This is a genomic window from Methylobacterium sp. J-092 (assembly GCF_022829325.1).
Classification (GTDB): Bacteria; Pseudomonadota; Alphaproteobacteria; order Rhizobiales; family Beijerinckiaceae; genus Methylobacterium.
The window spans coordinates 87,600-113,628 of the sequence record NZ_JAKSXU010000111.1; the positions used below are offsets into that span (position 1 = coordinate 87,600).

Below are 26,029 nucleotides of genomic sequence, written 5' to 3' on the forward strand. Positions count from 1 at the left end.
GCAGAGACGATCCGATGCGTCATCCTTCGCGCTCCCCGCGCCGCGCCCTGCCCCTCGCCGCGGCGCTGGTCGCCTGCGCCGGGCTCGGCGCCTGCAACACCATGGACCGCCTGTCCCAGGTCGGCGCGCAGCCCAACCTGTCGGCGATCGAGGATCCGACGGCGCAGGCCGGCTACAAGCCGGTCCGCCTGCCGATGCCCGACGTGCAGCCGGTCTCGTATGCGCCGAACTCGCTCTGGCGCACCGGCTCGCGCGCCTTCTTCAAGGACCAGCGCGCCGCGCGGATCGGCGACCTCGTCACGGTGAAGGTCAACGTCACGGATCAGGCCAACATCTCGAACGAGACCAAGCGCTCGCGCAGCAACACCGAGAATTTCGGCTTGCCGAATGCCGGCGGCCTGGAGAAGAACGCCGCCGTGCTCGCCGCCGGCGTGTCGCCCGACAAGCTGCTCGCCGCCACGTCGAGCTCCTCGAACGACGGCGTCGGCTCGGTCCAGCGCAACGAGACCGTGTCGACCAACGTCGCCGCGATCGTGACGCAGGTCCTGCCCAACGGGAACCTGGTGGTCGAGGGCAAGCAGGAGATCCGGATCAACTTCGAGGTGCGCGAGCTGATCGTGGCCGGCGTGGTCCGCCCGGAGGACATCGAGTCGGACAACACCATCGAATCGACCAAGATCGCCCAGGCGCGCATCGCCTATGGCGGACGCGGCCAGATCACCGACGTGCAGCAGCCGCGTTACGGCCAGCAAATCGTCGACATCCTGCTGCCGTTCTGACCAGGGCCGAACGCTCCGATCAGGTGTGCTCGGTGCCGGGCCGGTTGGGGCGCGGCGCCTCGCCGTGCCCAGAGATCACCGCCGAGCGGGTGGGATCGTGCTTGATCTTCGCGACGCGCGTCCGCTGCCAGACCGCGATCACCGTCGCGACCACGATCGTTCCGATGGCGAGGACCGGAATCAGAACATCGTTGTCCATGGACGTGCCTCCGATGATGTGATCGGGTAAAGCACGGTCAAGCCCGAGGGTTCCCGCGGCTCAGCTTGCGATTTCAGGGCGACGGCACAGTCGAGACCGTCCGGTTACTAAAAAAACCGCATGCTGCACCGCGAGAGACTTCAGTCGTCGCGGTAGACGCGCTCGCGGCGCTCGTGGCGCTCCTGCGCCTCCAGCGACAGGGTCGCGATCGGCCGGGCATCGAGCCGGCGCAGCGAGATCGGCTCGCCGGTCTCCTCGCAATAGCCGTAGGAGCGGTCCTCGATCCGCGCCAAGGCCGCATCGATCTTGCCGGTGAGCTTGCGCTGCCGGTCGCGGGCCCGCAGCTCGATCGCCCGGTCGGTCTCCGATGAGGCGCGGTCGGCGAGGTCGGGGTGGTTCTCGTTCTCGCTCTGCAGCGCAACCAGGGTGTCCTGCGCCTCGCGCAGGATGTCGCTCTTCCAGCCGAGCAGCTTGCGCCGAAAATACTCGCGCTGACGCTCGTTCATGAAGGGCTCGTCGTCGGACGGAACGTAGCCGTCCTCCAGCGTCACCTTCGCCATTCGTCGCCCTTCCATAGTCCCGTACGGCCGGTCCGCGGCGATAATTGCCTGCCGTATAGTCGAGGTGGATTGCTGCTACAACGCACCCGCGTTCAAGCTGCGGTGCTTGCACACGCTGCGCCAATTGATGCGGCAAAGGTGCCACGGTCGCGCGCGTGCGACGGAGATTGGTTTGCTCAATCGTGGATTGCCGACGGACCGCGGAGGCGGACGATCGCCGCGGCGACGGCATCGGTGAGCGCCCGGGCGATCGGGTGCCGGTAATGGCTCTGGTCGAAGAACTGCGCATCCTCGTGCGTTTCGGGCGTGTCGCGGCGCTCGTCGAGCACGCTGCCGAGCGGATGGGTCGCGACCGCCGCCGCGATGGCGGCCTTGCAGGCCTGCTCGGCCGCCGCGCGGGCGGTCCCCGGGCGCGGCAGGGCCGAGGCATGGATCGGCGGAAACACCAGCACGACGGGGGTCGCGGGTGGGACGCGGGCGAGCATCGCGGTCAGGCGCGCGGCCGCGGGGAACGGGCCGGCCTTGTGCGGATCGGGGGTGTCCGGCACGGGCGGCCCCGCGCTCGGCGCGCGCCGGTCGCCGCCGCCGAACCCGAGCTTGAGATAATCCGGCTCGTAATCCCACCACCCGTCGGCGCGGGCCATCGGCCGCTTCCTGCGCAGCAGCCACCCGATCCGGCCGACGACCTCCTGGGCCACGTTGAAGCGCAGCAGGCCGAAGGCGTAGGCGACGGGGTCGCGTTCCAGGAGCCAGAAGGGGAACGGTTTGCCGGGCGGCAGCGCCGGATCGTCGGTGCACCAGAAGTCGTCGGCCGCCATCACCAAGGCGGCGGGTTTCGGATGATGGCGCAGGTACCAGTCGAGAACCAGCAGCTGCTCGCCCGGGCCCGTCGCCGGCACGGAGAGTTGCACGAACGGAATGCCGGTGGCGGCCGAGAGGCGGGCCGGCTCGACGAGCTGGATGTGCGAATTGCCGATGACGGCCCCCGTGAAGGCCGGGTCGCGCCCGCGGACCGCGAGCGCGGTGCGCGGCCCCTGGGGCCGGACGCCGCCGACGGAGAACAGCGTGGAGCGCCCGCTGTCGTAGGGATCGATCGCGATCGCGAGGGCGAGGTAGCCGTACAGGAGGCCGATCGCCGTCAGCACGGCGGTGCGGGCGAAATCGTGCCAGGCCGTGTCGGGCGACGGGGTCCGCATCGGCTCAGAACTGGAAATAGATGAAGTCGTAATTGCCGTCGTCGCCGATCTTCAGGAGCACGACGACGAACAGCAGCGCGAAGGCGGCGGCGATGAGCCGGCTCGGCGGCATGCGGTGGACCGCGGCCCAGGCGCTCGGCCCGACCGTCGCCACGGCCGCGGCGACGGCGATGGTCCGCCACTTGAAGCCGGTGCCGGACGGACCGAAGCCGGCCAGCCCCTTGAACACGATCAGCGCCGCCTCGAAGCTGGTGGCGCGGAACAGCACCCAGGTCAGCACCACGAACAGGAACGTCAGCGCCCAGCCGAGGACCATCGGCATCCGAAGGTTCGCCCGGCGGAACAGGATGCCCGCCCCGAGGCCGGCCCCGTGCAGCGCTCCCCAGGCGACGAAGGTCAGCCCGGCCCCGTGCCAGAGGCCGCCGAGCGTCATCGTCGCGAACAGGGCCGCGACCTGGATGGCGAGGCCGCGGCGGTTGCCGCCGAACGGAATGTAGAGGTAGTCGCGCAGGAACCGCGACAGCGTCATGTGCCAGCGCCGCCAGAAGTCGCGCAGCGACGCCGACCGGTACGGCACGTCGAAGTTCTGCGGCAGCACGAGCCCGAACAGCAGCGCGATGCCCAGCGCCATGTCGGTGTAGCCCGAGAAGTCGAAGTAGATCTGGAAGGTGAACCCGAGGGTGGCCTGCCACGCCTCGGCGGTCGTCACCGCCTTGCCGGCGGCGGCGGCCTGGAACACCGGGTTGACGTAGCCCGCCAGCGGATCGCCGAAGAAGACCTTCTTCGACAGGCCGACGGTGAGCAGCATCAGCCCGCGGCCGATCCGCTCCGCCGCATCCGGGCGCGCATAGGGGCGCTCGTCGAACTGGTGCATGATCTCGCTCCAGCGCACGAGCGGGCCGGCGAGAACCTGCGGGAAGAAGGCGATGTAGAGCGCGTACTTGGTCAGCCCGAAGGACGGCGCGCGGCCGGCCCGAAGGTCGGTCAGGTACATGATGTGGTGAAAGGTGAAGAACGAGATCCCAAGCGGCAGCACCCAGCCGAGCCGCGGCGCCTCGATCCCCGGGATCAGGCCGGCGAGGTCGGCGAAGAAATCGAGGTACTTGAACAGCGCCAGGACGACGAGGTTCGCCGCGATCGCACCCGGGATCAGCCAGCGGGTCGACGCCCTGACGAAGGCGCGGGCGACGAGCCAGTTCGCCAGGATCGAGCCAAGCAGCAGCGGCACGAACCGCAGGTCCCACCAGCCGTAGAACACGAACGACAGCAGGACGAGCAGCGGCAGCCGCAGGCCCGGCCGATGGCGCTCGACGAGGGCGTGCAGCGCCAGCGCCGCGGGCAGGAACGCGAGGAGGAAGACGAAGGAGTTGAACAGCATCGGCCGGGGCGGCGCGGCGGGGGAATGCCGCGCCGCTCGGACCGAGCGTCGGGCGGCCGCCTTGTCGGGGATCGACCGGGATGCGTCAATCGACGGCGTCGCGCCTCACGCGTGGGGCCGGGTCGCAAGGTCCAGCGTCGTGGCGGTTCCGACCAGCACCGCGCGGATCCGGCTGTCCAGGCTGTCGGTAAGGTCGTCGACCCGCAGGTGCACCGTGCTCCCGCAATCGGTGCCGGTGACCCAGAGGTCGTAATTCAAGCCCTCGCTGCGGAGGTGGCTGAGCAGCCGCTCCGATCCGATGCGGACCGCCTCGTTGTTCAGGGTGATGCAGCGCGCGTCCATGCCGTCTCCGAATGATCGGGAGGGTAACGCACGACCACGCCCGATCGATCGTCCGGTATGCGCGACCGAGGGTTTTCGTCCCGAACAGGGTGAACCGGCCCTCAACGCGGCCCGTAGGTGTGATCCTCGGCGGGGAAGCGCCCGGACCGGACCTCGTCGGCGTAGGTGCGCACCGCCTCCTCGATGTTGGCGCGCAGCGAGCCGAAGCTCTTCACGAATTTCGGCGCCCGGTCGCTCAGGCCGAGCATGTCCTCGAGCACCAGGATCTGGCCGTCGCAGGCCGCAGAGGCGCCGATGCCGATCGTCGGCGCGGTCACGGCCGGCGACCGGGCGATGGCGTTGGCCACCGGCTCGACGATGCCTTCCAGCACGATCGCGAAGGCGCCGGCCTCGCTGATCGCGCGGGCATCCTCCATCAGGATGCGCTCGCCGTCCGGGCCGCGGCCCTGGACGCGGAAACCGCCCATGGTGTTCACGGATTGCGGCGTCAGGCCGATATGGCCCATCACCGGGATGCCGCGCTGGGTCAGGAACGCGACGGTGTCGGCGAAGCGGGCGCCGCCTTCCATCTTGATCGCGCCGGCCCCGGTCTCCTTCAGCACCCGCGCCGCGTTCATGAACGCCTGCTCGCGCGACGCCTCGTAGGACCCGAACGGCATGTCGACCACCACCAGCGCCCGCGAGGTGCCGCGGATCACCGCCTGGGCCTGGAGGATCATCATCTCCAGCGTGACCGGCAGGGTCGATTCGAGGCCGTGCATCACCATGCCGAGCGAGTCGCCGACGAGGATGAAGTCGCAATACGGATCCAGGATGCTGGCGGTGTGGGCGTGGTAGGCGGTCAGCGCGATGATCTTGGCGCCTTCGGCCTTCCGCTTGGCGAGATCCACCGCCATCACGCGCCGCGACTGCACGACCTGCGACATGGTCTTGGACTCCGTTCTCGTCACCTCGCCCGCGGCTGACGGGCCGGAGGCTCGCGGCCGATCAGGATCGCCCGCGCGCCTCCTCTACACCGTCCGGCGCCGAGAATCCCGCCCGCCGCTTTTCCTTTGCGGGAGGGTGTCAGGCTCGGCCGGGCGATACGCGTCCACGCGAGCCGCATGCGGCGCGCTCGAGAAGGCGCTAGCGCTCGCCGGCGGAGACCGGCTTGCGCGCCCATTCGGGGTCCTCTCGGACCACAGCGGTCTCGTGCTTGTCCTGCCAGCCCTCGATCCCGTCGGGGAACCAGTGCACCGCGGTGTAGCCCTGCCGGACGAGACGCTTGCCGGCGTTCCAGCTGCCCCAGCAATCGGGATGGCAGAAGGTGACGATGGGCTTCGCCTTGTCGCCGCCGCTCAGCGCCTCGACCCGCTTCAGGAACAGGTCCTCCCGTGCGGGATCGACGGGCGCCGCGCCCGCATTCGGCATCCAGACCGCGCCGGGCACCGAGCGGTGGGCCGGAAGCCAGGGCCGGTCCGCCGGGAAGTTCGCGGGCTTTCGGTCGGCCAAAGCCACATCGATCAGCAGCGGCTGCTTCGGCATCAGCGCGTCGAGGGCGGCGATGTCGACGACGACGGCGCCGCTCAGGGTCTTCGGCGTGTAGCCCTGCTGCACGCCCTCATGCAGGCCCGCCGGCTCCGGCACGTTCACCGGCGAGTCCGCCGGCGCCGCGGCGAGGAGACCCGCGGCGGCGAGCGCCGTGCCGACGCGGATCAGACGATGGGTTCGGCGCGCGGGCATCAGTTGCTCGGGCTCGGCGCGTTGAAGCTGTGCTCCCACGAGCCGCCCTGGCTGTCGGTGGCGGCGACCTTGATCGGCTTGCCGGGCTCGGGGATGAGGCCGAAATTGATCACCGGGTTCGAGGCGATCGAGATGTCGCCGTCCATGGTGAACACGGTCTTGTCGCCGGCGGTGACGACGAGCTTGTTGATGTAGCGTGCCGGCGTGTAGTCGCGGGTCACCTGGTTCATCTGCATGCCCGAGAAGTTCGGGTGGCGGATCATCAGCGTCGCCTCGACGGGCTTGCCGGCTTGGGCCTCGCCGGAAAACTTCATCCGCATGTCGCCCATGCCCTTCATCGCCTCCTCGTCGCTCATGCCCATGGGAGCCGAGCAGCCGCCCGAGGCCTTCACGAACTTGACCGCCTCGTAGAGGCCGCCGTCCTTCGTGTCGGCGACGGCGTGGACGTTGGTGTAGTTGTTCACGCGCACCCGGAGCTTCAGCTCGCTCGGGTCGGCGGCCGGGCCGAAGGTGAAGTGCGCGGCGTAGGGCGACGGGTTGTCGTCGATGACGAAGTGCACCGCCTTGATCTTGTCCTTCTCCGGCATGGTCAGGGTGATCGGCACCAGCGCCGCATCCATCGCGCGGTTCGGCGCGTCGATCCGGATGACGCTGTCGGTCGGCACGATCTTGCGGTCGCCGAACACCGATTTGGCGATCTCCTGCCAGCGCGCGGCGCGCTCGGCGTCGGTGTCCGAGGCACCGGCCGCCAGGACGGGTCCGGACAGGACCGGGCCGGCGAGGATGGCGGCCGACAGGCTCGCGCTCAGGATCAACGAAAGGGCGGACTTCATGGCGTTCCTCCGATGGCGTGAAAGATAAGTCGTGCCGGGCCTCATTCCCACTCGAGCTCCTTGTAGGCTTCGGTGACGTTGCGGCCGTTGTAGCTGTCGAACAGGTCCCACTTGCCGCGCTCGGATTGCGCGACGGTCCCCACCGCCTTCTCGATCGACACGTCGGCGGCGATGGCCTTGCGGGTCTCGTCGCGCAGCGTGGTGAGATAGCCGGCGAGCGCATCGAGCCCCGGCGCCAATGCGACGGACACCGGGCCGTGGCCGGGGACCGCCCGGGTCGCGCCCGAGCCCCGCAAGCCCTCGATCTCCTTCAGCCACCCATTGAGGTTGCCGTCGAGCGAGGGGATGCGGCCGACCGAGAGCAGGTCGCCGGTGAACAGCAGGCCGCTCGCGCTGTCGATCATCGAGAGATCGCAGGAGGTGTGCGCGGTGGCGTGTGCAGCGAAGCGCAGGGTGCGATCGCCAAGGTCGACCTCGGCCCCGTCCTTCACCTCCTGCGTCGGGTAGACGACGCTGCCGGCCTTGTCGGCGCCGAGGATGTCGACGAGCCGCTGGCGGTAATAGTCGCCCCGCGCGTCGAGCGCCTCGCGCAGGCGGGCATGGCCGATGACGTTGGGCTTGTCGGCCAGGAAGGCCGCGGCGCCGAAGCAATGGTCCGGATGGACGTGGGTGATGACCACGTGCCGGATCGGCTTCGAGGTGCGCTTCACGATCTCGGAGCGGAGCCATTGCCCGTCGGCGAGGCTGCCGCCCGACTCCGTGACCAGCACGGCCTCCTTGCCGACGATGAAGCCGATGTTGGCGATCGCGTCGTCGTTCTCGGGCGTCGCGTCGGCGTTCGGTCCGCGGCGCATGAAGATGCCGGGCCCGACCTCCTTCATCGCGAAGGACTCGGCCGAGAAGCCGGGCTTCGGAAGGCAGCACAGGCAGAACCCGCCGAAGAGCGCGGCGCGGCGCGTCAGCACGGCGCTCATCGCCGGGAATCCCTGCGGCGGGCATGGGCGTGGCGCTGAGCCGTTCCCGACATGCGGGACCTCCTGACTTATTGTTCCAACCATCTAGTAGGTAGATTTCTTCGGCGTCAAGTGCCACAAGGGGCGAACGTGCTGCCCGGCGGCGCGCTGCGAACACGGTTTCCGACCCTGCGATGCGAGACACCCGCGCCGAGTTGCTGCTTCAGGCCGAGATGCTGGTGCGCGGGCGCGGCTGGTCCGGCTTCAGCTACGCCGACCTCGCCGAGGTGGTCGGCATCCGCAAGGCCAGCATCCACCATCACTTCCGGACCAAGGACGATCTCGGCGCGGCGCTGGTAGCGGCCTACGGCGAACGCTACGACGTGGCCCTCGCCGACATCTGCGCAACGCACCCGGCCGGCATCGACCGGATCGCGGCTTACGGCCGGCTCTATCTCGGCGGTGTCGAGCAGGGGCTCGGCTGCCTGTGCGCCGCGCTCGCCACGGAGGGAGACGCGCTGCCCGAACGGCTGCGGGGCGACGTCGGCGCGTTCTTCGCCCATCACCTGACGTGGCTGGAGCAGGTGTTTCGCGACGGCGCGGCCGATGGGAGCATCCGGGCCGGGCTCGACCCCGCGCGCCATGCCCGCCTGGTGGTGGCGACGCTCGAAGGCGCGCTGCTGCTGGAGCGGCTGCTCGGCGGGCCCGAAGCCTTCGCCGGGACGCTGACCGCGCTGACCGACCGCCTGCGCTGACCCGGCTCGCGAACGATGGCCGCCCGAGACGGACGGGTTTCGCGCCGCTGACAGCGGCGGCCGGATTGAAAGCAGCGGCGCCCGGCTCTTCGATTAGATTAAAGTCTTTTTCACTCGGCCAGTCTAGGTATTAAGTCACGAACGACGATCCGAACCCGAGCCGAACCGCATGCCCGTCTCCGCCTCGAACATCGTCGGCCGAGCCGCGGACGCGGCGGTCGAGCCGGCGCCGACCTTGGCGACGATCTCGACCCTGACCGCCGGGGTCAGCCGGGTGGCACAGGAGAAGATCGGGCGCATCCACCAGATCACCGCGCAGGCGAAGATCCTTGCGCTCAACGCGCTGATCGAGGCGGCCCATGCCGGTGAGCACGGCAAGGGTTTCTCCGTGGTGGCACAGGAGGTCCGCGGCATCGGCGCCGAGATCGAGAGCCTCGCCAGCGAGCTGGAGACGCAGCTGTCCGGGCATATCGGCGAGCTCGGCCGCACCGTCGGCGCGATGGCCGTCCAGGCCCAGGGCGAGCGCATGATCGATCTCGCCCTCAATGCGATCGAGCTCGTCGACCGCAATCTCTACGAGCGGACCTGCGACGTGCGCTGGTGGGCGACGGATGCGGCCCTGGTGGCCTGCGTGACCGAGCCCGGCGAAGCGACCGCGGCCCATGCGTGCGCACGCCTCGGCGTGATCCTGTCCGCCTACACGGTCTATCTCGACCTCTGGGTCTGCGACCGCGACGGACGCATCCTCGCCGTCGGCAGGCCGAATCGGTATCCCGGGGTGCGCGGCGACAGCGTCGCCGACGAGCCCTGGTTCCGAGAGGCCACCGTCCTGCGCAGCGGCGACGACTACGTCTCCGGCAACGTGCGGCGCGAGGCGCGTCTCGGCGGGGCGCAGGTCGCGACGTACTGCGCGAGCATCCGCGCGGGCGGGCGAGCGGACGGGGTGCCGGCCGGCGTCCTGGCGATCCATTTCGATTGGGAACCGCAGGCGCGGGCGATCGTAGCAGGCGTGCGGGTCTCGCCGCAGGATCGTGCCCGCACGCGGGTGCTGCTCGTGGATGCGGACCGCCGTGTCCTCGCCGCCTCCGACGACCGGGGCGTGCTGAGCGAGACGCTGGCCTTCGATCCGAAGGGAAGCGCCAACGGCGTGGTGCAGGGCTCGGCCGTCACCGCCTTCCACCGCACCCCCGGCTACGAGACCTATGCGGGCCTCGGCTGGTACGGGGTGATCGTCCAAACCCGCTGACGCGGGCGCCCTATCAAGCGGCGGCGTTCTGGCCAGATTTCCCGGGTGCGTCGGCCACGAAGCGGGCGTAGCCGGAGGCCCGCAGGGCGCAGGCCGGGCAGGTGCCGCAGCCGTAGCCCCAGGCGTGGCTCGCGCCGCGCTCGCCGAGGTAGCAGGTGTGGCTGTCCTCGACGATCAGATCGACCAGCGGCCGTCCGCCCAGGCGCTCGGCGAGGCGCCAGGTCTCGGCCTTGTCGAGCCACATGAGCGGGGTGTGCAGCACGAAGCGTCGCTCCATGCCGAGGTTGAGCGCGACCTGCAGCGCCTTGATCGTGTCGTCGCGGCAATCCGGGTAGCCGGAATAGTCGGTCTCGCACATGCCGCCGACGACGTGCCGCAGGCCCCTTCGATAGGCCAGAGCGGCGGCGAAGGTGAGGAAGACGAGGTTGCGGCCCGGCACGAAGGTGTTCGGCAGCCCGCCGGCCTCGAAGCCGATCGCCGTCTCGCGCGTCAGCGCCGTCTCCGAGACCTGCCCGAGCGCGTCGAGGGCCAGGGTATGGTCCGCGCCGAGCCGTTCCGCCCAGTCGGGGCGGATGCCGACGATCCCGTCGCGGAGCGCGTCGCGGCCGTCGAGCTCGATCCGGTGGCGCTGGCCGTAGTCGAAGCCCAGCGTCTCGACATGGGCGAACCGGTCGAGCGCCCAGGCGAGGCAGGTGGCGGAATCCTGGCCGCCAGAGAACAGGACCAGCGCGCGCTCGTCAGTCACCGTCGTACTCCGCCCAGGACATCGGCGTCTCGAACACCTTCACCGAGCTGAGGCCCGGCAGGCCGTCCTTCGTGCGATGCCAGATCCAGGCCGCGATGTTCTCGGCGGTCGGGTTCTCCAGACCCTCGACCTCGTTGAGGCAGTAATGATCGAGCCGGAGCAGCACCGGCGCGAAGATCGCCTCCATGTCGAAGAAGTCGACCACCCAGCCGGTCCGCGGGTCGACCGGGCCGGCGATCGTCAGCTCGACGCGGTAGGAATGCCCGTGCATCCGGTGGCAGCGGTGGGTCTCGGGCACGTTCGGCAGGCGGTGGGCCGCCTCGAAGGTGAAGGCCTGGGTGATCTTCATCCTGCTACTCCGCCTTGTCCGAGACGCCGGCCTTGCCCGAGACGCCGGCCTGCTCGAACGTCGCCATGTCGCGATGGCAGGCGAGCGCGCCCTTCAGCAGCCCCATCGCCATGCCGGCGCCCGAGCCCTCGCCGAGCCGCATGCCGAGGGCCAGCAGCGGCACCAGCCCGAGGCGTTCCAGCACCTCCGCATGGGCGCCCTCGGCCGAGACGTGGCCGGCGAGGCAATGGTCGAGCGCGCGCGGGTCGAGCGCGTGCAGCACCGCCGCGGCGGCGGTCGCGACGTAGCCGTCGAGCACCACCGGCACCCGCTGCAGCCGCGCGGCCAGGATCGCGCCGGCCATCGCCGCGACCTCGCGCCCGCCGAGGCGGCGCAGGACCTCGAGCGGGTCGTCGAGATGGCCGGCATGGTGGGCGAGCGCGGCCTCCACCGCCGCGACCTTCCGCGCGATCCCGGCCCCGTCCAAGCCGGTGCCGTGCCCGACCCAGTGCGACGGCGCTCCCCCGAACACGGCGGCGTAGATCGCGGCGGCGATCGTGGTGTTGCCGATGCCCATCTCGCCGACGCCGACGCAATCCGTGCCGGCGGCCACCGCCTCCATGCCGAACGCCATGGTCGCGACGGTGGCCTTCTCGTCGAGGGCCGCGTCTTGCGTGATGTCGCCGGTCGGCAGGTCGATGGCGAGGTCGAACACCTTGAAGCCGAGGCCGTAGGCGGCGCAGATCTGGTTAATCGCTCCCCCGCCCGCGGCGAAGTTCTCGAGCATCTGGCGATTCACCGCATCGGGGAAGGCCGAGACGCCGCGCTTCGTCACGCCGTGGCTGCCGGCGAACACGCAGACCAGCGGCCGGTCCAGCGTCGGCATCGCCTTGCCCTGCCACGCCCCGAGCCAGGCGACGAGCTGCTCCATCCGCCCGAGCGCGCCGGCGGGCTTCGTCAGCCGCGCCTCGCGCGCCGCGATCGCCGCGGTCGCATCGCGATCGGGGCCGGGCATCGTCTCGATCAGGCGGCGGATATCCGCGAACGGGGTCGGGTCGGTCATCGGGTCCGAAGGATTGTTGTGGGCGGGCTTGCGCCGGTGGACGGGCGCGCCGTTCCCGCGAGCTATAGTGGTGCGGGACGCGCGGGTGAAGGCTGCGTGCGGACGAAGGCCGATTGCGAGCGAAGGCGGCGTGATGGTGGGCGGACCGTTCCGCGGCGAGGCCGACTGGCCGGGCCGCGACCTGTTGCACGATCTGGCGGCCTGCCTGCGCTTCTACTCGCGCCTGCCGCTGCCGAGGTTTCCGGGCGAGCCCGATCCGCACGCCGTCCCCGACTTCCGGACGATCCCACGGATGCTGCCGCTGGCCGGCCTGATTCTGGCGCTGCCGCCGGCCCTCGTGCTGATCGCCGGATGGTGGATCGACCTCGGGCCCTTCGTCGCGGCGACGCTCGCCGTCGCCGTCGCGGTGATGCTCACCGGTGCGCTGCACGAGGACGGCCTCGCCGACGTCGCCGATGGGTTCGGCGGCGGCGCGACGCCGGAGCGCAGGCTCGAGATCATGAAGGACAGCCGCATCGGCGCCTATGGCGGCGTCGCGCTGATGCTGTCGCTGGCGCTCCGGATCGGCGCGTTCGCCACCCTCCTGGACCGGACCGGCACGGCCGCCGCCACCGGCCTCGCCCTCGCCGCGATCCTGTCGCGGGTCGCCGCGCTCGCGCCGATGGTGCTGCTCGCGCCGGCCCGGCCCGAGGGCTTGTCCGCCGCGGTCGGCCGCCCGAGCCGGGCGGCGACGGGCACGGCCATCGGCATCGGATTGGTGCTGGCATTGCTGGCGCGGCCGCTCGGTCTGCCGTTCTCCGGCATCCTCGCGATGGTGGTGCTGGCGCCGCTTGCCGCCCTCGCCATGACGCGCATCGCCCGGCGGAAGATCGGCGGGCAGACCGGCGACGTCGTCGGAGCCTGCCAGCAGGTCGCGGAGATCGGGGCCCTGCTCGCCCTGCTGGCCACGGTCTGAGCTTGATCGCAAGGCCACGAAGCGGGCATGGACGCGGCATGAACCCGCCCATCCCGACGTCGTCCGGCAAACCCTCGAGCCCGTGCACCAAGGTCTGCGTCCTCGACGGGCCGAGCGGCCTGTGCATCGGCTGCGGCCGGACGCGCGACGAGATCGGGCTGTGGGGCTCGCTCTCCGAGCCGCAGCGCCGCGCGATCATGGCAGGGCTCCCGGCCCGGTTGCGGGGGGCCGGTCTCGCGGTGGCCGGAACGCCGGCATGACGATCCTCGCGTTGATCGCGATCGGCCTGGTGGTGGCCGTGCTGGTCGCGACCGACGGCGGCCGGATCGCCGGGGCGATCGAGCCCGACCAGCTCGCCGGCCTCGCCTGGGGCGCCGGCATCCTCGCGCTGGTGGTCGCCGGGTTCTGGCGGCAATTCGCCGGCGCCCCCGGAAAGAACCTCCAGGCGCTGCTGCTCTGGTGCGGCCTCGGGCTCGCCTGCATCGTCGGCTACGTCTATCGCGAGCCGCTGCAGGAGGTCGGCGCGCGGGTGACCGGTGCGTTGCGCCCCGGCTCCCCGACGATCGGCCCCGGGGGCACAGTGACGATCACGCGCCGGTCGGACGGCGCATTCCTGGTCGAGGCGCAGGTCGATGGGCGGAGCCAGAGCTTCGCCTTCGACACCGGCGCCAGCGCGGTCGTCCTCACCGCGGAGAACGCCGCGGCGCTCGGCCTCCGCCCGGAAGCCGGCGCATTCACCGCCCGCGTCGCGACGGCGAACGGCATCGCCTATGCCGCGCCGACCACGCTCGACGCGCTCGCCATCGGCCCGATCACGGAACGGCGCGTCCCGGCGCTCGTCGCCAAGCCGGGCGCCCTCGACGGCAACCTGCTCGGGCAGAGCTTCCTGACGCGGCTCGCCGGCTACGAGGTCCGCGGCGACCGGCTGATCCTGCGCGGGCGCTGATCAGGCGGCGTCCCGCTCCGGCAACGCCCGCGAGACCAGCGCCACGGCCGCGCGCAGGGTCGCGAGGTCGGCCGCGGCCTCGACGCCCGCCGTCGAGAGGTGGCGCCGGTACGCCCGCGCGCCCGGCCGCCCGTTGAACAGCCCGAGCATGTGCCGGGTGATGGCATGGAGCCGCTCGCCGCCTTCCAGCGCCGCCGCGACGTAGGGCGCATAGGCCTCGACCGCCTCGAACGCGTCCGCCACCGGGGCCGGCGCCCCGAACAGCTCGGGATCGACCGCGATCAGCCCGGCCGGATCGCCGTAGGCCGCGCGCCCGACCATCACGCCGTCGAGGCCGGACAGGTGCGCCTTCGCCTGCGCCACGGTGGCGATGCCGCCGTTCACCGCGATCGGCAGGGCGGGAAATGCCTGCTTGAGGCGGACCACCCGGCCGTAGTCGAGGGGCGGCACGTCGCGGTTCTCCTTCGGCGACAGGCCCTGGAGCCAGGCCTTGCGCGCGTGCACGATCAGCCCGTCGACGCCGGCCGCGACGACCGCGCGGGCGAGCGTGTCGAGCGCCGGCTCCGGGTCCTGCTCGTCCACGCCGATCCGGCACTTCACCGTCACCGGCACCCGCACCGCCGCCTTCATCGCCGCGACGCAGGCGCCGACATGCTCTGGCTCCAGCATCAGGCAGGCGCCGAAGCGCCCGTTCTGCACCCGGTCCGATGGGCAGCCGACGTTCAGGTTGATCTCGTCGTAGCCGTAGCCCTCCGCGATCCGCGCGGCCTCGGCGAGGTCGGCCGGCTCGGAGCCGCCGAGCTGCACCGCCACCGGATGCTCCGCGCGCGAGAACCCGAGCAGCCGCTCCCGTGGGCCGTGGATGACCGCGCCGGTGGTGACCATCTCGGTATAGAGCCGCGCCCGCGCCGACAGCACACGATGGAACGCCCGGCAATGGCGATCCGTCCAGTCCATCATCGGCGCGACGCTGAAGCGCCAGCCCGCGAGGGTGCCGTCCGTCTCGGCCGCCGCAATCATTCGGATCTCGTACCCCAAAAAAGCATCTCTCGCCGGCAGGACGCCGCCCTGCCCGCCTGCGGCGGCTTTGCCGTATCCACCTCGGCCGCGAGCCGGCGCGCGGACGCGTTCGGATACCATGCGCAGGAGACGGCACAAAGGCAGCACAATGGGCTCGGCGATGCGCGGGCCCGAGCGACGCCTCGGTTGCGAGCGCCGTCGCGAGCCATCGGATCGATGCGCCGCGTGCGCGACGGCAAGGGACCGCTCCGCCAACCCACCTGCCGATACCCACTTGCCAAGCGCGGAACGACCCTCTAGACACCCCCTCGCGACCGGAACAGGCCTCCACCGCCGACCGGTCCGCAGGGCGCCCGTAGCTCAGCTGGATAGAGCACCAGACTACGAATCTGGGGGTCAGAGGTTCGAATCCTTTCGGGCGCGCCATTCCCACACAGCAATGCGAACACCGGGCGGTGGCCATGCACCCGCCACGACGACGCCCAGATGGTCCTGTCATCGACTCGGTCGACGACGTTCGTCACGGCGCGGTCGACGAACACCGGAAGCCACGCGTTTCGGAACGAAATCTCGCCCATCGTCATGGTCTCTCGCATCGGCCGGGGGAACCCACGGTCGGCAACCGGGCGAACGCGCGGGAAACTCGCCGACACGGGGCCGTTGCAGCGCCGCATCTGCTAAGGTCCGCTGAGCCGTCGGCAGCCTGCAGCGTTCCTTCCCGACCGCTTCGAAATCGCCAACCTCGTCCTCGACCATTCGACAGAGCCGGTCTAGGTTCCGTTTCACGGCGGCGGTGGCCTAACTCCTGTCCTGCTATTGGATCTGCGTAGGCGCTCGGAGCGCAGCGCGCGGACGCGAGGTGCGTGACATTCGCGGTGGCTTCGTCGCACAGCGCGCGCGATGTAGTTCATAATTTTGATGCTACTCTTTATCGATATATCGAAATTTATTTATCGAGCCCAACTGCCTACTCGTCTCCAAAATGCTACAAGTTGTGATCTCTGGGGATAAAAAATCAAATTTAATTAATTGATTAAATCTCACAGCCACTTTAATGATAGTCGTGAAATATTTAATAACAACCCTTGAGACGACCATTTTGAAAGCATCGCTTTGGTGAACTACGACAAGAACGAATCCCCGGAGCCATAGATGGACAAACGCTCGGAAGTCGTACGGCTGTCGTCGGCTCTCGCGGCTCGGGTCCGCTATGCGCAGATGGTGGGCGGTCCGATCCTGCCGGCGCAGATCGAAGCGCTTCTCGATGCGGCGAAGCTGCTTCAGGCCTGCGATGTCCCGTGGCCGCCTTTGGTCGAGCAGGTGCTCCACGATGTCGCCAAGGAACTGGAGGGTCCGGCGAGAACGCTCGATGTCGAGCCCGGTGGCTGAGTCGGGCGTTCCCCGATGCCGAAGCTCGCGGAGCATCAGCCGTTGCCCGACGGCCCCATCTTGCTTGCGGGCACGAACCCCATCAGCGCGGTCAGCCCGGCCTCGGTGATCGTCCAGCGGCAGGCACCGGCGAGGTCGGCCTCCGGCAAGGGTTCGATCAGCCCGCGCTTGGCCAGGGCTCTAATCTGGCGGTCCTGCGGATGGTAGAGGCGAGCGCCGCGCGACAGGATCTCGAGGCGGTAGCGCCCGCTCGCGGGCAGCCAGGGCTTCGCCTCAGCCATGGCGCCGCCGCTCCCGGCCGGCCATCGCGGCGAAAGGCCTGACGGCACGGCTCGCGAAGGGTTGGGCGAGCCAGGCATGGCCCGCAATCCCCTTGGGATCCGCCGGCTTGTCGCTCGCAGCCACCCGATCCGCGATGACGACGTGGCAGGGCACTGAATCGGTCGTGTCGACGCCAGAGGCGGCACTCGATCGATTGGTCGGTGAGTCCGCCCGCACCGGAGTACGCTCGGCCGTGTTTCCGAGCCTGCCCGCGAGATCGGACGCGGCTCGGACCCATTCGCCGAATGCGAAGGATACGCCCGCGCGACGCGAGACGGCCAGAACGGCGGGGTTCCCCCGCGCGAGACGGTCGCCGTCGACCTCCAGTTGTGGGGCGAGGATCTGACCGATCGACGCAAGAACCCTGTGCAAAACGCTAAATCGCGACTCAAAACAGTAAACCGATGACGCGTGGAGCGCGGCGCTCTCGATGTCGGTTTTCTCAAGACCAATCAGGCGCTGGTCGTTGCCAGTGAGCCTCCCGGGAAGCGTGTCGAGGAGAGGGACAAAGCTCCGCTCCGCCTCATCCGGCTTCATAACATCGACTACGAATGCTGAATATCCCAGCCGAAATCCCATTCTAAGCTCATTTGCTCTAAGATATTGCATGCATATCACAGTCTCAAAAATAGATATCAATCAAATTTCTAGTTTATGGAATCGAATATGATGCTACAATGGATATAAAATCAAAACCCCGCACGGACGATGACGATCTTCGGCAATTCGGCAGCGCTGTTTGCAGCCATCGTGCGATCGTCCAGCACAAAAATCCGAACATCATCGACGGACGACGATGGCATCTCGGCCCCATCCGAGGCACCGGACCATCCGCAGCGCGTGTCCTGGAAACTGGCAAAAATCCACTATAGGGCCGCCCCAAACACAACGTCCGGTTTAATATAGGTTAACATTGACTTTTTCTCCTAATGGATACAGTTTTTCGTCAAATACAATTTGGCGGAAATCAATAAACGGCAAAATGCTCGATCCGGATCGTGGACGGGCTTCGAAGCGCGATCAGAACCGACTGGTCACTTCGTCGCCTGAAATCAACATCGCGGATCCGCTGCAGGACACGATCGAGGGAAACATCGCAGCCGGCAGGAGCCGGGATATCGATCGCGACAGGCGAGAATTCGTTCGAGGGCAGGCCATGCATACGATCTCTACCGATGGGTTCACGCGTCCCAGTCACGTCGACGCCGGGGTGGCGCCGATGCTGCAATGGTTGAAGATCAGCGCGCTGACGATCGACCCGAGCTACCAGCGCCCGATCATCGGTGTGGGTCGCAGGAACGTCGAACGCATTGCCAGCATGTTCTCGTGGTGGTGCTTCACTCCCGTGGTCGTCTCCCCCGTCGAAGGCGGCCGCTTCGCGATCATCGACGGGCAGCATCGCACCACGGCGGCGCTGCTCGTCGGGTACGACGAGGTGCCCTGCCAGATCGTGATCGCCGCGCGTGAGCAGCAGGCGGCGGCGTTCAAGGCGATCAACTGCGTCACCACGCCGATCGCCCGCGTCGCGGTCCACGCCGCCGCCCTGGTCGCCGGCGAGACCTGGGCCGTCCAGGTCGCCGACGTCTGCGCCCGGGCGGACGCCACGCTGCTCCGCTATCCGCTGCCGATCAGCAAGCAGGCCGCCGGCCAGACCATGGCGGTCGGCGCGATCAAGCAATGCATCAAGCGGCACGGCCAGAACACCGTCATCACCGCCCTGCAATGCGTGATCGAGACCGGCAACAACAAGCCCGGGATGCTGAATGCCCGCATGATCAAGGCCCTGTGCGCGGCGATCGACCGGCATCAGGACTGGCGCGAGGGCGCCCTCGCCCTGTTCGACGCGTTCGACCAGATCGATCTCGCGCGCCTGCAGGCCCGCTGCGACGACGGCTCGGCCACCGGAAGCGACCTCGTGCAGAGAATGGCCGAGGTGATCGCGGTCGAGCTGTCGGCCCTCATGCCGGTCACGCGCGAGCATCGACCCGTGCGCTGGGACGCGCCGCGCCCCAATCTCGAGGTCGTCAACCTCTGAGCGCGGTGCATCGCGTTGAGAACGCCTCGCCACGTCGGCCCCCCCCTGCGACCCGGCCACAGTTCGCGCGCGCGGGCGGCGTGTGACGGGTCGCGCGCGATCCTGCCTGCCGACGTCGTGATCGAGCCACGGCGGAGGCACGACAATGCCGCCCGGGGCCGCTCGCGTTGCCCGGCGACCGAACGCCTGCGCCGGAGAATCGACATCTGACCGACGGTACCAAGCCGCCGAATGCCGCTCGCTCGCCCCGCCATCGTCACGTGCGCCGCGATGCACATCCTTCGAATCCGGCCGATCGAAGGGATGCGATCCACCTGCATCGCCGCATCGGCACGGAACGAGCGGGACGCATGCGATACGCGCCCATCCGATCGAGATCGGATGGGCGCGGGTTCGGAACGAAGGCTCCTCGGTCGCGGCGTCAGACGAAGAACAGGTCGTGGACGATTCCCTTCAGATGGGCGTCGTTCGCCCAGTTCGAGGCGCCGACGAGATCGCTGGCGCGAGCGACGTCGTCCGGCACCTCGCCCTGCCCCTGTGCCAGCAGCGTACCGTTCTTGAACAGTTGCATCAGGCCGTGGCTGTCCACGCCGGCGTGCCAGGTCGCCGTCTCTCCCTCGACGATCGCGTCCGCGGCGGCGATCCGGTGTGCGACGCCCTTGTCGAAGATCTCGAACGCCATGGTGTCGGACTGCCCGACCTGCCCCAGCCAGATGTTGTCCGTCCCCGCGCCGTTGCCGGTGTCGAATACGCGCTGGAAGCCGCCCGCATCGAGGTCGTCGAAGCGTACGGTCGCGTAGGCGTCGAACGCGCCGTGGATCTCGGGAATCGCGTTGTGGGCCTGGACCTCGAGATGGTTCACGCTGCCGACCAAGGGGGTATCGCTGGCATAGTTGGACGCGCCGATCAGGCTGTGGCCGCGCACCACGTCCGACGGCACCGCGCCCTCGCCCTGCGTGAGCAGCACGCCGTCCTTGTAGATGCGCATGACGCCACCCTCGTCGACGCTCGCCTGCCACAGCGCGGTTTCGCTCTGGGCGATCGCATGCTTGGCGACCAGCCGGTGCTTGATGCCGTCCTCGATGATCTCGAACGCCATGTCGGCGCCGTTCCCGACCTGGCCCATCCAGATGTTGTTCGTGTCCGCGCCGCTGCCGGTGTCGAAGATCCGCTGGTACCAGCCGTGTCCGAGATCATCGAAGCGCGCCTCGGCGCTGACCGAGAAAGCCCCTTCGGCATGATTCAGTTCGCTGTAGGCATGGACGTCGACCTTGCCGGCACTGCCGAGCAGCGGCGCATCACTCGTCCAGTTGGACTTGCCGACCAACTCGCTGGTGCGCACGACATCGGCGGGAACGACCCCGTGCCCTTCGGCGAGCAGGACGCCGTCCTTGTAGAGCTTCATCACACCGGTCTCGTCGACGCTCGTCGTCCAGTGCGCGTCCTGCCCGGCGACGATCGCGTCCTTGGCGGTGATGCTGTGGTCCTCGCCGTCGCGCCAGATCGAGAACACCATGTCGGTGCTGTCGGCGCGCTGGCCCAGGAACACGTTGTCCCGCTCGGGGCCGTTGCCGAAGTCGAACACGCGCTGCCACGCGCCGCCGGCCGGATCGTCGAACCGGGCGACGACGTCCGCAACGAAGGCGCCATGGATGTCCGCCGGATTCTGGGCCACGGTGACGTCGAGCACCTTGCCGATCAGCGGCGTGTCCCAGCCCCAGTTGGATTTGCCGACCAGTTCGCTGGCGCGCGCGACGTCGGCGGGGACGACACCCTGACCCTGCGCCACCAGCGTGCCGTTCTTCGACAGGAGCATCGTGCCGCCGTCGTCGACCGCGACCTTCCACGTCGCCGTCTCGCCCGCAACGATCGCGTTCGCGGCGGTGATGCTGTAGGGCCGGCCGTCGCGCCAGATCGCGAATATCATGTCGGTGCTGTCGGCGCGCTGGCCCAGGAACACGTTGTCCTGCCCAGGGCCGTTGCCGAAGTCGAACACGCGCTGCCACGTGCCGCCGGCGGGATCGTCGAACCGGGCCTGGGCGGTGGCGGTGAAGGCGCCGTGGATGTCGGCGGCCAGCACGGCCGGAATGACGGTTTCCTGCTGCCCGACGCCTCCGCGCGCGCGCAACGCAGCCATCAGGTCGGCGACCGCGACCGTGCCGTCGTCGAACGACAGCATCTCGATGCCGCTGAGCGTATCCGTGCCGGTCGCCGCGCCGCGGATCGAGAAGCCGGCGTTCAACGCGGCGGGATTCCAGATCACGGTGTAATCCGCGCGGTTGCCCGCGTACACCGCCGTGTCGAAGCCCGTGCCGCCGACGAGCGCGTCGTCGCCGCCATTGCCGGTCAGCTTGTCGTCGCCGGCGCCGCCATCGAGCCGGTTGGCGACATCGTTGCCGATCAGAATGTCGGCCGCGCGGCCGCCGACCGCATTCTCGATCGTGACGCCGTTGGCGATGGTGAAGCCGCCGGTGAACGTCTCGGACGTGCTCACCCAGCCGCCGCCGCCGATCTCTTCCTTCAGCGTCGCGGCGCGCAGATCGATCTTGGAACGGACGTCGCCGACGTACGCAATCGAGTCGATGCCGCCGGTATCCCAGATCGTCGTATATCCGTGGTTGAAGTCGACGTCGTCGCCAAAGCGATAGACGGTGTCGCCGGTGGCGTTTTCGGACCGGCCGTACATCGCCTGCAGCGCTGCGATGTCGATCGCGGCATAAGAGCCGGGCTGAGCGTTGAGCGGCGTTCCGTAATCGACCCAGGGTGTGAACGGGTTGTCCTCGCCCAGGAATGGCGAGGTGTAGGTCATCACAGAGTACAGCTGAGAATTCAGCTGATGCCTGCCGGGATCGCCCGCCCAGGTCGCGCCATCCAGGACATTTCCGAAATCGAGGTCGTGAGTGTGCTTGAGGCCCAGGGCATGGCCGGTCTCGTGGAACCATGTTTCCGAGTAGGTGCCCAGCCGCACCGCCGCGGCCGATCCGGCCACATTGGCGTTGATGCCGATGACGCTGTCGGCGCTGGTCACGCCCACCCACGGCAGCACCGATTCGCCGCCACCGCCTTCCTCGAGCCTGAAGCTCAGATTGCCGCCCCATGCGACCTCGGTGAAGCGCAAGGCGGTGAAGCTTTCAATATTTGCGATGATCTCGCGATAGAACGGCTTCCAGTCGCCCTCGTCCATGTCCGGGACGCCGTTGCCGTTAATGTCGCTGTAGGCGAAGCTGTAGGTCAGGTCCGGTCCGATCCAGGCTCGCCCGACGTTCAGGCTGTCGATCACCGGATTGCCAAAATACCAGATGCCCGTCGTCTGCTCGGCCATGCTTCGCCCCCCGATATGCGCGCGTCCGCCGATCGCAGATCCGGCGCGCGATGCCGTCAGGTTTATTTTCCGAGGTTCGAACAAGCCGTTAACAGCCTCGCTCGATTCTTCGCAGATCGTACTTTTGCGGCTCGCGCCCGTTGCGCCGGCGCGCAGTCATTACATCAAGTAAATACTGAAAATAACTACAGAACAAAGGCAATAAGACAGTATGTCCGCTTCGATCTTCACATAAGAAATTATACCGGTCTCGAAGCGCCTAACGGAACCGTCAGATCTGGTTGCGGGTCATGAAGCTTGCGGCGAGGGCGGTGAAGGCGTCGTGGATGTCGGCGCGTCGCTTGGAGCGGACGGGCAGGCGACGGAAGCGATCGAACCCGGCATGGGTCCGCTCCACGACCCAGCTTCGCGAGCGCGCTTCCCACGGCTCGTCGCAATCGCGAACGCCTCGCCATGCCACGCGCCCTGCGCCGCAACCGCATCGTCGCCGGCACGCCGTTCGAAGGGGGAGCGGTTCTCGGCTGACGCGCACACCGAGCGCCCCCAGGTGCCGATGCGGCTGCGCGCCACGGCCCGTGCTCTCGACCCCGTCCGCGGCGTCGGTCGTCGAAGCGGTAGCTGGCGTCATGCCCACGATGCCGGACGGTCCGCACGTCCGCACCCAGATGACGATGCCGCTTCCAGAGGCGTCCCGCTTTTGGGATAGATCGGGCCGTGGACGTCGCATTCGCGACCGTCCGGATGGATCGCTCGGCGATCCGGCGCCCGGATGGCGCAGCGCGTGCCTGGGACGGGGGACGACGATGGACGAACTCAACGGCCGGGTTCTCGGGCTGCAGATCCTGCTCACCGGCGTCATCGCCCGGATGGCGAGCGAGAACCGCTACCCGGTCGGCTTCCTCTCGGATTTTCGCGACGAGATCCGCGCCGTGGTGAGCGGCATCCGGATCACCGGGGCGGAGGACGAGGGCCACGTGCGAGCGACCGCGCTCCACGCGATCGACGAGCTGTTCTCGCTGATGAAGCCGCCGAGCCAGGATTGAACGGGTCCTGCGATCCGGAATCACCGGCGCAGGCAGGACGGACCGCGCCGCGTCGACGCCCGCCGGACGCGGCGGCGCCCGCGATGGGCGCGCTTTAATCCGAGCCGCGACGCGATCGGTGTGAATTGTGTCTCCCCAGCAACACGCGGGGCGGGACGAGAAGGTCTTAGCGATGCCTTGGACCTATTCCAATTCAGAAATCGGACCCAACGGCCTGCCGGGAATGGTCATTCCGGGGAACTCGTCGGCATCCCATCCGTCAACCTGGAATAGTTCCGATCTCCGATCGGGCCGATGATCATCGTTCGGCCGCGGAAATCAGCCATAGTTTGGTTCTGTTCCAACATTCGTTCGTTGACGGAAGATCTTTCCCGAGCCCTTTGAGGCCATCGCATCGCCCGACGACTGGCGCTGCGGGTGCCGGGGGGTCGGAAGATCGTGCAGAGCTCATCTCGTATTCCAAAGTCGCTGCGTCCTGCTGCCGATGGGCGTTACGCGAAGCTCAAGGAGCAGAAGGGCGTCATCGGCGTCGCCTGCGCCGTCGCGGTCGGCTCGGTCGGCAGCGCCGAGGCGCAGCAGGGGCCTGCATCCGCCCTGCCGCCCCTAAACATCGACGCCCCAATCACGCGGCAGCGCCCGCCCGCTCCGAAGCCCGGCCCGACCCAGGTCAAGGCACGCACGGCCCTGCGCCGTGCGGTGCGGGCCCGCCGTGTGGCGGCACCTCCGGTCGCGGCGCCCGCAATCGGCGCCGCCGCGACCGGCGCCGGCCTGCCGATCCTGGCCCGGGGCGACATCAGCGGCAATCCGTATGCGGACCCGGCCGCGCCCTACAAGGCCGACCGCCTGTCCTCGAACCGCTTCACGCAGCCGATCCTCGACACGCCGAAGTCGATCACCGTCGTCACGCGGGAGGTGATCGACGACAAGAACGCGACCAGCTTCCGCGACATCCTGCGGACCACCGCCGGCGTGACGCTCGGTTCCGGCGAGGGCGGCAACGCCTTCGGCGACCGCTTCTTCATCCGCGGCTTCGATGCGCGCAACGACGTGTTCATCGACGGCATCCGCGACCCGTCGGTCAGCGTGCGCGAGAACTTCTTCACCGAGCAGGTCGAGATCCTGCGCGGCCCGGCCTCGTCCTTCGCCGGCCGCGGCACGGCGGGCGGCGCGGTGAACGTCGTCACCAAGCAGGCCACCACGGCGGGCGACTTCTACAACACCGAAAGCCAGGTCGGCAGCGACAGCCGCGGCCGCGTCACGCTCGACTTCAACCAGGTGATCAGCCCGGCGCTCGCGGTCCGCATCGGCGGCCTGTACCAGGAATCCGGCGTCGCCGGGCGGCGGTTCGTGACCGACGACCGCGACGGCGCGGCGCTCGCCGTGACGCTGAAGCCGGCCTACGACTGGAAGTTCACCGCCAACTACGTCCACACCGACCTGAACGGGCTGCCCGATTTCGGCGTGCCCTTCAACGCCCTGTCGCGGCGGCCCTTTACCGAAAGCATCGTGCCACGCGACACCTATTACGGCTTGATCAACCGCGATTTCCAGCACGTCCAGCAGGATACCGGGACGCTGACCGCGGAATGGTCGCCGACCGAATGGGTCACGCTCAGCAACCGGTTCCGGGCCGCGCACTCGGTGCTCGACTACATCGGCACGCTGCCGGAGGCCCCGGTGATCCCGGCCAACCGCAACCTCTACGGCACGACGCTCAGCCTCAACCCGCAGAGCCGCTACCAGACGGTCGACGTCACGGCCGACATCTCCGACGCGACCTTCCGCTTCGACACCGGCCCGATCAAGCACACCCTGGTCCTCGGCACCGAGTTCAGCCGCGAGGAGGTGAGCCGCCAGGGCTATACCGGCCTGACCTCGGAACTGTTCTCAGGCAACTTCAGCGGCAACGGGACGCTTCGCGGCATCAACATCCTCACCCCGCCCAACACGCTGCCGTTCTCGACCCGGCCGACCAAGGCCGGCAACCCGACGGTCATCCCGGTCGACACGAAGGCCGGATACCTGATCGAGACGATGAACTTCAGCGATCTCGTGCTGCTCAACGGCGGGGTGCGCTTCGACGACTACGCGATCACCTCGTCGAACGACACCAGCTCGGTGTCGGCCCATTCCGGAAACCTGAACTACAACATCGGGCTGACCCTGAAGCCGACCTCGACCGTGAGCGTCTACGCCGCGCACGCGACCTCGTCGAACCCGGTCGGCGCGGAGCTCGACGCGTCGAGCTCCCTCTACGGCGGCCTCAATCCCGCCTTCGCCGGCAACCAGATCCTGCCGCCGGAGCAGAACACGGCCGACGAGATCGGGGTCAAGTCCGAGCTGTTCGACCGCCGCCTGCTCGCCACCGCGGCCCTGTTCAACACCGTCAAGGACAACGCGCGCGAGACGATCGGCAGCGGCACCAACGCGGTGATCTCGGCGACCGGCGCGTACCGGGTGCGCGGCCTCGACCTCGAGCTGGCCGGCAGGGTCAGCGACCGGCTCAGCCTGTTCGGCGGCTACGTCATCATGGACACGCGGGTGACGCAGTCCGCGATCCCGCAGAACGTCGGCAGCCGGCTGGCCAACATCGCCAACCGCTCCTTCAGCATGCTGGCGAAGTACCAGCTGTCCCCGATGTTCGAGGTCGGCGCGCAGGTGGTCAACAACTCGCGGGTGGCCGGCGGCACGCTGGCGGCCAACGCCAACGTCCTGCCCTCGTACTGGCGCTTCGACGCCTTCCTCGAGGCGAAGGTGAACGAGAACCTGACGGTGAAGCTCTACGGCGCCAACCTCACGGACCGGCGCATCTACGACGCGCTGTACCAGAGCAACGTGCCGTTCACGCAGCTTCAGCCCGGCCGCACCATCTCGCTGATCGCGCAGACGCGGTTCTGAG

The 26,029-nt window shown here is 68.8% G+C and carries 27 protein-coding genes and 1 tRNA gene; 11 read left to right on the forward strand and 17 right to left on the reverse strand.

Going from position 1 to position 26,029, the window contains the following annotated elements; all coding sequences use genetic code 11:
• Window positions 1–14 precede the first annotated feature (14 nt).
• Window positions 15–779 (forward strand): flagellar basal body L-ring protein FlgH, encoded by a 765-nt coding sequence (flgH, locus tag MKK60_RS12685; RefSeq protein WP_147841768.1) that lies wholly within the window; start codon window positions 15–17, stop codon window positions 777–779.
• A gap of 19 nt (window positions 780–798) precedes the next feature.
• Here the strand turns inward: flgH and MKK60_RS12690 are convergent, their stop codons facing one another.
• The 9 genes from MKK60_RS12690 to MKK60_RS12730 form a co-directional block, all read right to left on the reverse strand.
• Window positions 799–978 carry a hypothetical protein gene (locus MKK60_RS12690; RefSeq protein WP_147728053.1) on the reverse strand — a complete coding sequence of 60 codons (180 nt, stop codon included), beginning with the start codon at window positions 976–978 and terminating at the stop codon, window positions 799–801.
• A 140-nt stretch (window positions 979–1,118) separates the two neighbouring features.
• Window positions 1,119–1,538 (reverse strand): RNA polymerase-binding protein DksA, encoded by a 420-nt coding sequence (gene dksA / locus MKK60_RS12695; protein WP_147728054.1) that lies wholly within the window; start codon window positions 1,536–1,538, stop codon window positions 1,119–1,121.
• A gap of 176 nt (window positions 1,539–1,714) precedes the next feature.
• Window positions 1,715–2,734 carry a hypothetical protein gene (locus MKK60_RS12700; RefSeq protein ID WP_243934716.1) on the reverse strand — a complete coding sequence of 340 codons (1,020 nt, stop codon included), beginning with the start codon at window positions 2,732–2,734 and terminating at the stop codon, window positions 1,715–1,717.
• A gap of 4 nt (window positions 2,735–2,738) precedes the next feature.
• The gene (locus MKK60_RS12705) at window positions 2,739–4,112 is read right to left on the reverse strand and encodes an MBOAT family O-acyltransferase (protein ID WP_243986212.1); all 1,374 of its coding nucleotides are present in this window, start codon (window positions 4,110–4,112) and stop codon (window positions 2,739–2,741) included.
• 105 nt (window positions 4,113–4,217) lie between these two features.
• On the reverse strand, window positions 4,218–4,454 hold the full coding sequence (locus tag MKK60_RS12710; protein WP_147841765.1) for a hypothetical protein: 237 nt from the start codon (window positions 4,452–4,454) through the stop codon (window positions 4,218–4,220).
• A 101-nt stretch (window positions 4,455–4,555) separates the two neighbouring features.
• Window positions 4,556–5,380: a 3-methyl-2-oxobutanoate hydroxymethyltransferase gene (gene panB / locus MKK60_RS12715; protein ID WP_243986218.1), complete on the reverse strand. Its 825-nt coding sequence runs from the start codon at window positions 5,378–5,380 to the stop codon at window positions 4,556–4,558.
• 199 nt (window positions 5,381–5,579) lie between these two features.
• On the reverse strand, window positions 5,580–6,176 hold the full coding sequence (locus MKK60_RS12720) for a rhodanese-like domain-containing protein (protein ID WP_243986220.1): 597 nt from the start codon (window positions 6,174–6,176) through the stop codon (window positions 5,580–5,582).
• Window positions 6,176–7,009 carry a quinoprotein dehydrogenase-associated SoxYZ-like carrier gene (locus MKK60_RS12725; RefSeq protein WP_243986222.1) on the reverse strand — a complete coding sequence of 278 codons (834 nt, stop codon included), beginning with the start codon at window positions 7,007–7,009 and terminating at the stop codon, window positions 6,176–6,178. Before MKK60_RS12725 ends, MKK60_RS12720 begins: the two co-directional genes overlap by 1 nt.
• 41 nt (window positions 7,010–7,050) lie before the next feature.
• A complete protein-coding gene (locus MKK60_RS12730; protein WP_243986224.1) occupies window positions 7,051–7,983 on the reverse strand; it encodes a quinoprotein relay system zinc metallohydrolase 2 in 933 nt (310 codons plus the stop codon).
• A 173-nt stretch (window positions 7,984–8,156) separates the two neighbouring features.
• Between MKK60_RS12730 and MKK60_RS12735 the strand changes: the two genes are divergently transcribed.
• Window positions 8,157–8,717: a TetR/AcrR family transcriptional regulator gene (locus tag MKK60_RS12735; RefSeq protein ID WP_243986226.1), complete on the forward strand. Its 561-nt coding sequence runs from the start codon at window positions 8,157–8,159 to the stop codon at window positions 8,715–8,717.
• 169 nt (window positions 8,718–8,886) lie between these two features.
• Window positions 8,887–9,963, forward strand: a complete 1,077-nt coding sequence (locus MKK60_RS28460) for a methyl-accepting chemotaxis protein (protein WP_279604078.1) — start codon at window positions 8,887–8,889, stop codon at window positions 9,961–9,963.
• A 13-nt stretch (window positions 9,964–9,976) separates the two neighbouring features.
• Here the strand turns inward: MKK60_RS28460 and queC are convergent, their stop codons facing one another.
• Genes queC through cobT form a run of 3 tightly spaced genes read right to left on the reverse strand, consistent with a single transcriptional unit; the run spans window position 9,977 to window position 12,099 of the window.
• Window positions 9,977–10,708: a 7-cyano-7-deazaguanine synthase QueC gene (gene queC, locus MKK60_RS12745; protein WP_243986234.1), complete on the reverse strand. Its 732-nt coding sequence runs from the start codon at window positions 10,706–10,708 to the stop codon at window positions 9,977–9,979.
• Complete coding sequence (gene queD / locus MKK60_RS12750; RefSeq protein ID WP_243986240.1) at window positions 10,701–11,057, reverse strand: 6-carboxytetrahydropterin synthase QueD; 357 nt, start codon at window positions 11,055–11,057, stop codon at window positions 10,701–10,703. The genes queC and queD overlap by 8 nt, the downstream gene beginning before the upstream one ends.
• Before the next feature lie 4 nt (window positions 11,058–11,061).
• Entirely contained in the window at window positions 11,062–12,099 is a 1,038-nt protein-coding gene (gene cobT / locus MKK60_RS12755) for a nicotinate-nucleotide--dimethylbenzimidazole phosphoribosyltransferase (protein WP_243986247.1), read from the reverse strand.
• Between the two features lie 133 nt (window positions 12,100–12,232).
• Between cobT and cobS the strand changes: the two genes are divergently transcribed.
• The 3 genes from cobS to MKK60_RS12770 are packed head-to-tail and all read left to right on the forward strand — an operon-like array spanning window position 12,233 to window position 14,000.
• Window positions 12,233–13,054 (forward strand): adenosylcobinamide-GDP ribazoletransferase, encoded by an 822-nt coding sequence (gene cobS, locus MKK60_RS12760; protein WP_243986257.1) that lies wholly within the window; start codon window positions 12,233–12,235, stop codon window positions 13,052–13,054.
• 38 nt (window positions 13,055–13,092) lie between these two features.
• On the forward strand, window positions 13,093–13,314 hold the full coding sequence (locus MKK60_RS12765; RefSeq protein ID WP_147841755.1) for a DUF1289 domain-containing protein: 222 nt from the start codon (window positions 13,093–13,095) through the stop codon (window positions 13,312–13,314).
• Window positions 13,311–14,000: a TIGR02281 family clan AA aspartic protease gene (locus MKK60_RS12770; RefSeq protein ID WP_243951022.1), complete on the forward strand. Its 690-nt coding sequence runs from the start codon at window positions 13,311–13,313 to the stop codon at window positions 13,998–14,000. Before MKK60_RS12765 ends, MKK60_RS12770 begins: the two co-directional genes overlap by 4 nt.
• Here the strand turns inward: MKK60_RS12770 and dusA are convergent, their stop codons facing one another.
• On the reverse strand, window positions 14,001–15,020 hold the full coding sequence (dusA, locus tag MKK60_RS12775; protein WP_279604079.1) for a tRNA dihydrouridine(20/20a) synthase DusA: 1,020 nt from the start codon (window positions 15,018–15,020) through the stop codon (window positions 14,001–14,003).
• 349 nt (window positions 15,021–15,369) lie between these two features.
• On the opposite strand from dusA, the gene MKK60_RS12780 reads away from it, so the two are divergent.
• Together MKK60_RS12780 and MKK60_RS12785 are read left to right on the forward strand one after the other, a co-directional pair.
• Window positions 15,370–15,446 (forward strand) — tRNA-Arg (locus MKK60_RS12780).
• A 726-nt stretch (window positions 15,447–16,172) separates the two neighbouring features.
• Window positions 16,173–16,409, forward strand: a complete 237-nt coding sequence (locus MKK60_RS12785; protein ID WP_147841751.1) for a hypothetical protein — start codon at window positions 16,173–16,175, stop codon at window positions 16,407–16,409.
• 35 nt (window positions 16,410–16,444) lie between these two features.
• On the opposite strand, the gene MKK60_RS12790 is transcribed toward MKK60_RS12785, so the two are convergent.
• Entirely contained in the window at window positions 16,445–16,690 is a 246-nt protein-coding gene (locus MKK60_RS12790) for a hypothetical protein (RefSeq protein WP_243986266.1), read from the reverse strand.
• A complete protein-coding gene (locus tag MKK60_RS12795) occupies window positions 16,683–17,267 on the reverse strand; it encodes a hypothetical protein (protein WP_243986268.1) in 585 nt (194 codons plus the stop codon). Before MKK60_RS12795 ends, MKK60_RS12790 begins: the two co-directional genes overlap by 8 nt.
• A gap of 445 nt (window positions 17,268–17,712) precedes the next feature.
• On the opposite strand from MKK60_RS12795, the gene MKK60_RS12800 reads away from it, so the two are divergent.
• Window positions 17,713–18,765: a DUF6551 family protein gene (locus MKK60_RS12800; RefSeq protein WP_243986270.1), complete on the forward strand. Its 1,053-nt coding sequence runs from the start codon at window positions 17,713–17,715 to the stop codon at window positions 18,763–18,765.
• A 421-nt stretch (window positions 18,766–19,186) separates the two neighbouring features.
• Here MKK60_RS12800 and MKK60_RS12805 read toward each other — a convergent pair whose 3' ends face one another.
• Together MKK60_RS12805 and MKK60_RS12810 are read right to left on the reverse strand one after the other, a co-directional pair.
• Complete coding sequence (locus MKK60_RS12805; protein WP_243986272.1) at window positions 19,187–22,087, reverse strand: M10 family metallopeptidase C-terminal domain-containing protein; 2,901 nt, start codon at window positions 22,085–22,087, stop codon at window positions 19,187–19,189.
• 271 nt (window positions 22,088–22,358) lie between these two features.
• The gene (locus MKK60_RS12810) at window positions 22,359–22,484 is read right to left on the reverse strand and encodes a hypothetical protein (protein WP_409567394.1); all 126 of its coding nucleotides are present in this window, start codon (window positions 22,482–22,484) and stop codon (window positions 22,359–22,361) included.
• Between the two features lie 406 nt (window positions 22,485–22,890).
• Here MKK60_RS12810 and MKK60_RS12815 point away from each other — a divergent pair, with 406 nt between their 5' ends.
• Together MKK60_RS12815 and MKK60_RS12820 are read left to right on the forward strand one after the other, a co-directional pair.
• Complete coding sequence (locus tag MKK60_RS12815; RefSeq protein WP_147727275.1) at window positions 22,891–23,130, forward strand: hypothetical protein; 240 nt, start codon at window positions 22,891–22,893, stop codon at window positions 23,128–23,130.
• A gap of 438 nt (window positions 23,131–23,568) precedes the next feature.
• Window positions 23,569–26,028 (forward strand): TonB-dependent receptor, encoded by a 2,460-nt coding sequence (locus MKK60_RS12820; RefSeq protein WP_243986274.1) that lies wholly within the window; start codon window positions 23,569–23,571, stop codon window positions 26,026–26,028.
• Window position 26,029: the final 1 nt, after the last annotated feature.

Coding starts and splice junctions, on each gene's coding strand:
- MKK60_RS12765 (WP_147841755.1), top strand. CDS start 13,093: ATGAACCCGCCCATCCCGACGTCGTCCGGCAAACCCTCGAGCCCGTGC.
- MKK60_RS12720 (WP_243986220.1), bottom strand. CDS start 6,176: ATGCCCGCGCGCCGAACCCATCGTCTGATCCGCGTCGGCACGGCGCTC.
- dksA (WP_147728054.1), bottom strand. CDS start 1,538: ATGGCGAAGGTGACGCTGGAGGACGGCTACGTTCCGTCCGACGACGAG.
- MKK60_RS12735 (WP_243986226.1), top strand. CDS start 8,157: ATGCGAGACACCCGCGCCGAGTTGCTGCTTCAGGCCGAGATGCTGGTG.
- MKK60_RS12700 (WP_243934716.1), bottom strand. CDS start 2,734: ATGCGGACCCCGTCGCCCGACACGGCCTGGCACGATTTCGCCCGCACC.
- cobS (WP_243986257.1), top strand. CDS start 12,233: ATGGTGGGCGGACCGTTCCGCGGCGAGGCCGACTGGCCGGGCCGCGAC.
- MKK60_RS12805 (WP_243986272.1), bottom strand. CDS start 22,087: ATGGCCGAGCAGACGACGGGCATCTGGTATTTTGGCAATCCGGTGATC.
- MKK60_RS12710 (WP_147841765.1), bottom strand. CDS start 4,454: ATGGACGCGCGCTGCATCACCCTGAACAACGAGGCGGTCCGCATCGGA.
- MKK60_RS12785 (WP_147841751.1), top strand. CDS start 16,173: ATGGACAAACGCTCGGAAGTCGTACGGCTGTCGTCGGCTCTCGCGGCT.
- MKK60_RS12790 (WP_243986266.1), bottom strand. CDS start 16,690: ATGGCTGAGGCGAAGCCCTGGCTGCCCGCGAGCGGGCGCTACCGCCTC.
- flgH (WP_147841768.1), top strand. CDS start 15: ATGCGTCATCCTTCGCGCTCCCCGCGCCGCGCCCTGCCCCTCGCCGCG.
- MKK60_RS12725 (WP_243986222.1), bottom strand. CDS start 7,009: ATGAAGTCCGCCCTTTCGTTGATCCTGAGCGCGAGCCTGTCGGCCGCC.
- MKK60_RS12730 (WP_243986224.1), bottom strand. CDS start 7,983: ATGAGCGCCGTGCTGACGCGCCGCGCCGCGCTCTTCGGCGGGTTCTGC.
- queD (WP_243986240.1), bottom strand. CDS start 11,057: ATGAAGATCACCCAGGCCTTCACCTTCGAGGCGGCCCACCGCCTGCCG.
- MKK60_RS12795 (WP_243986268.1), bottom strand. CDS start 17,267: ATGAAGCCGGATGAGGCGGAGCGGAGCTTTGTCCCTCTCCTCGACACG.
- MKK60_RS12800 (WP_243986270.1), top strand. CDS start 17,713: ATGCTCGATCCGGATCGTGGACGGGCTTCGAAGCGCGATCAGAACCGA.
- panB (WP_243986218.1), bottom strand. CDS start 5,380: ATGTCGCAGGTCGTGCAGTCGCGGCGCGTGATGGCGGTGGATCTCGCC.
- MKK60_RS12770 (WP_243951022.1), top strand. CDS start 13,311: ATGACGATCCTCGCGTTGATCGCGATCGGCCTGGTGGTGGCCGTGCTG.
- MKK60_RS12705 (WP_243986212.1), bottom strand. CDS start 4,112: ATGCTGTTCAACTCCTTCGTCTTCCTCCTCGCGTTCCTGCCCGCGGCG.
- dusA (WP_279604079.1), bottom strand. CDS start 15,020: ATGATTGCGGCGGCCGAGACGGACGGCACCCTCGCGGGCTGGCGCTTC.
- MKK60_RS28460 (WP_279604078.1), top strand. CDS start 8,887: ATGCCCGTCTCCGCCTCGAACATCGTCGGCCGAGCCGCGGACGCGGCG.
- MKK60_RS12815 (WP_147727275.1), top strand. CDS start 22,891: ATGGACGAACTCAACGGCCGGGTTCTCGGGCTGCAGATCCTGCTCACC.
- MKK60_RS12690 (WP_147728053.1), bottom strand. CDS start 978: ATGGACAACGATGTTCTGATTCCGGTCCTCGCCATCGGAACGATCGTG.
- cobT (WP_243986247.1), bottom strand. CDS start 12,099: ATGACCGACCCGACCCCGTTCGCGGATATCCGCCGCCTGATCGAGACG.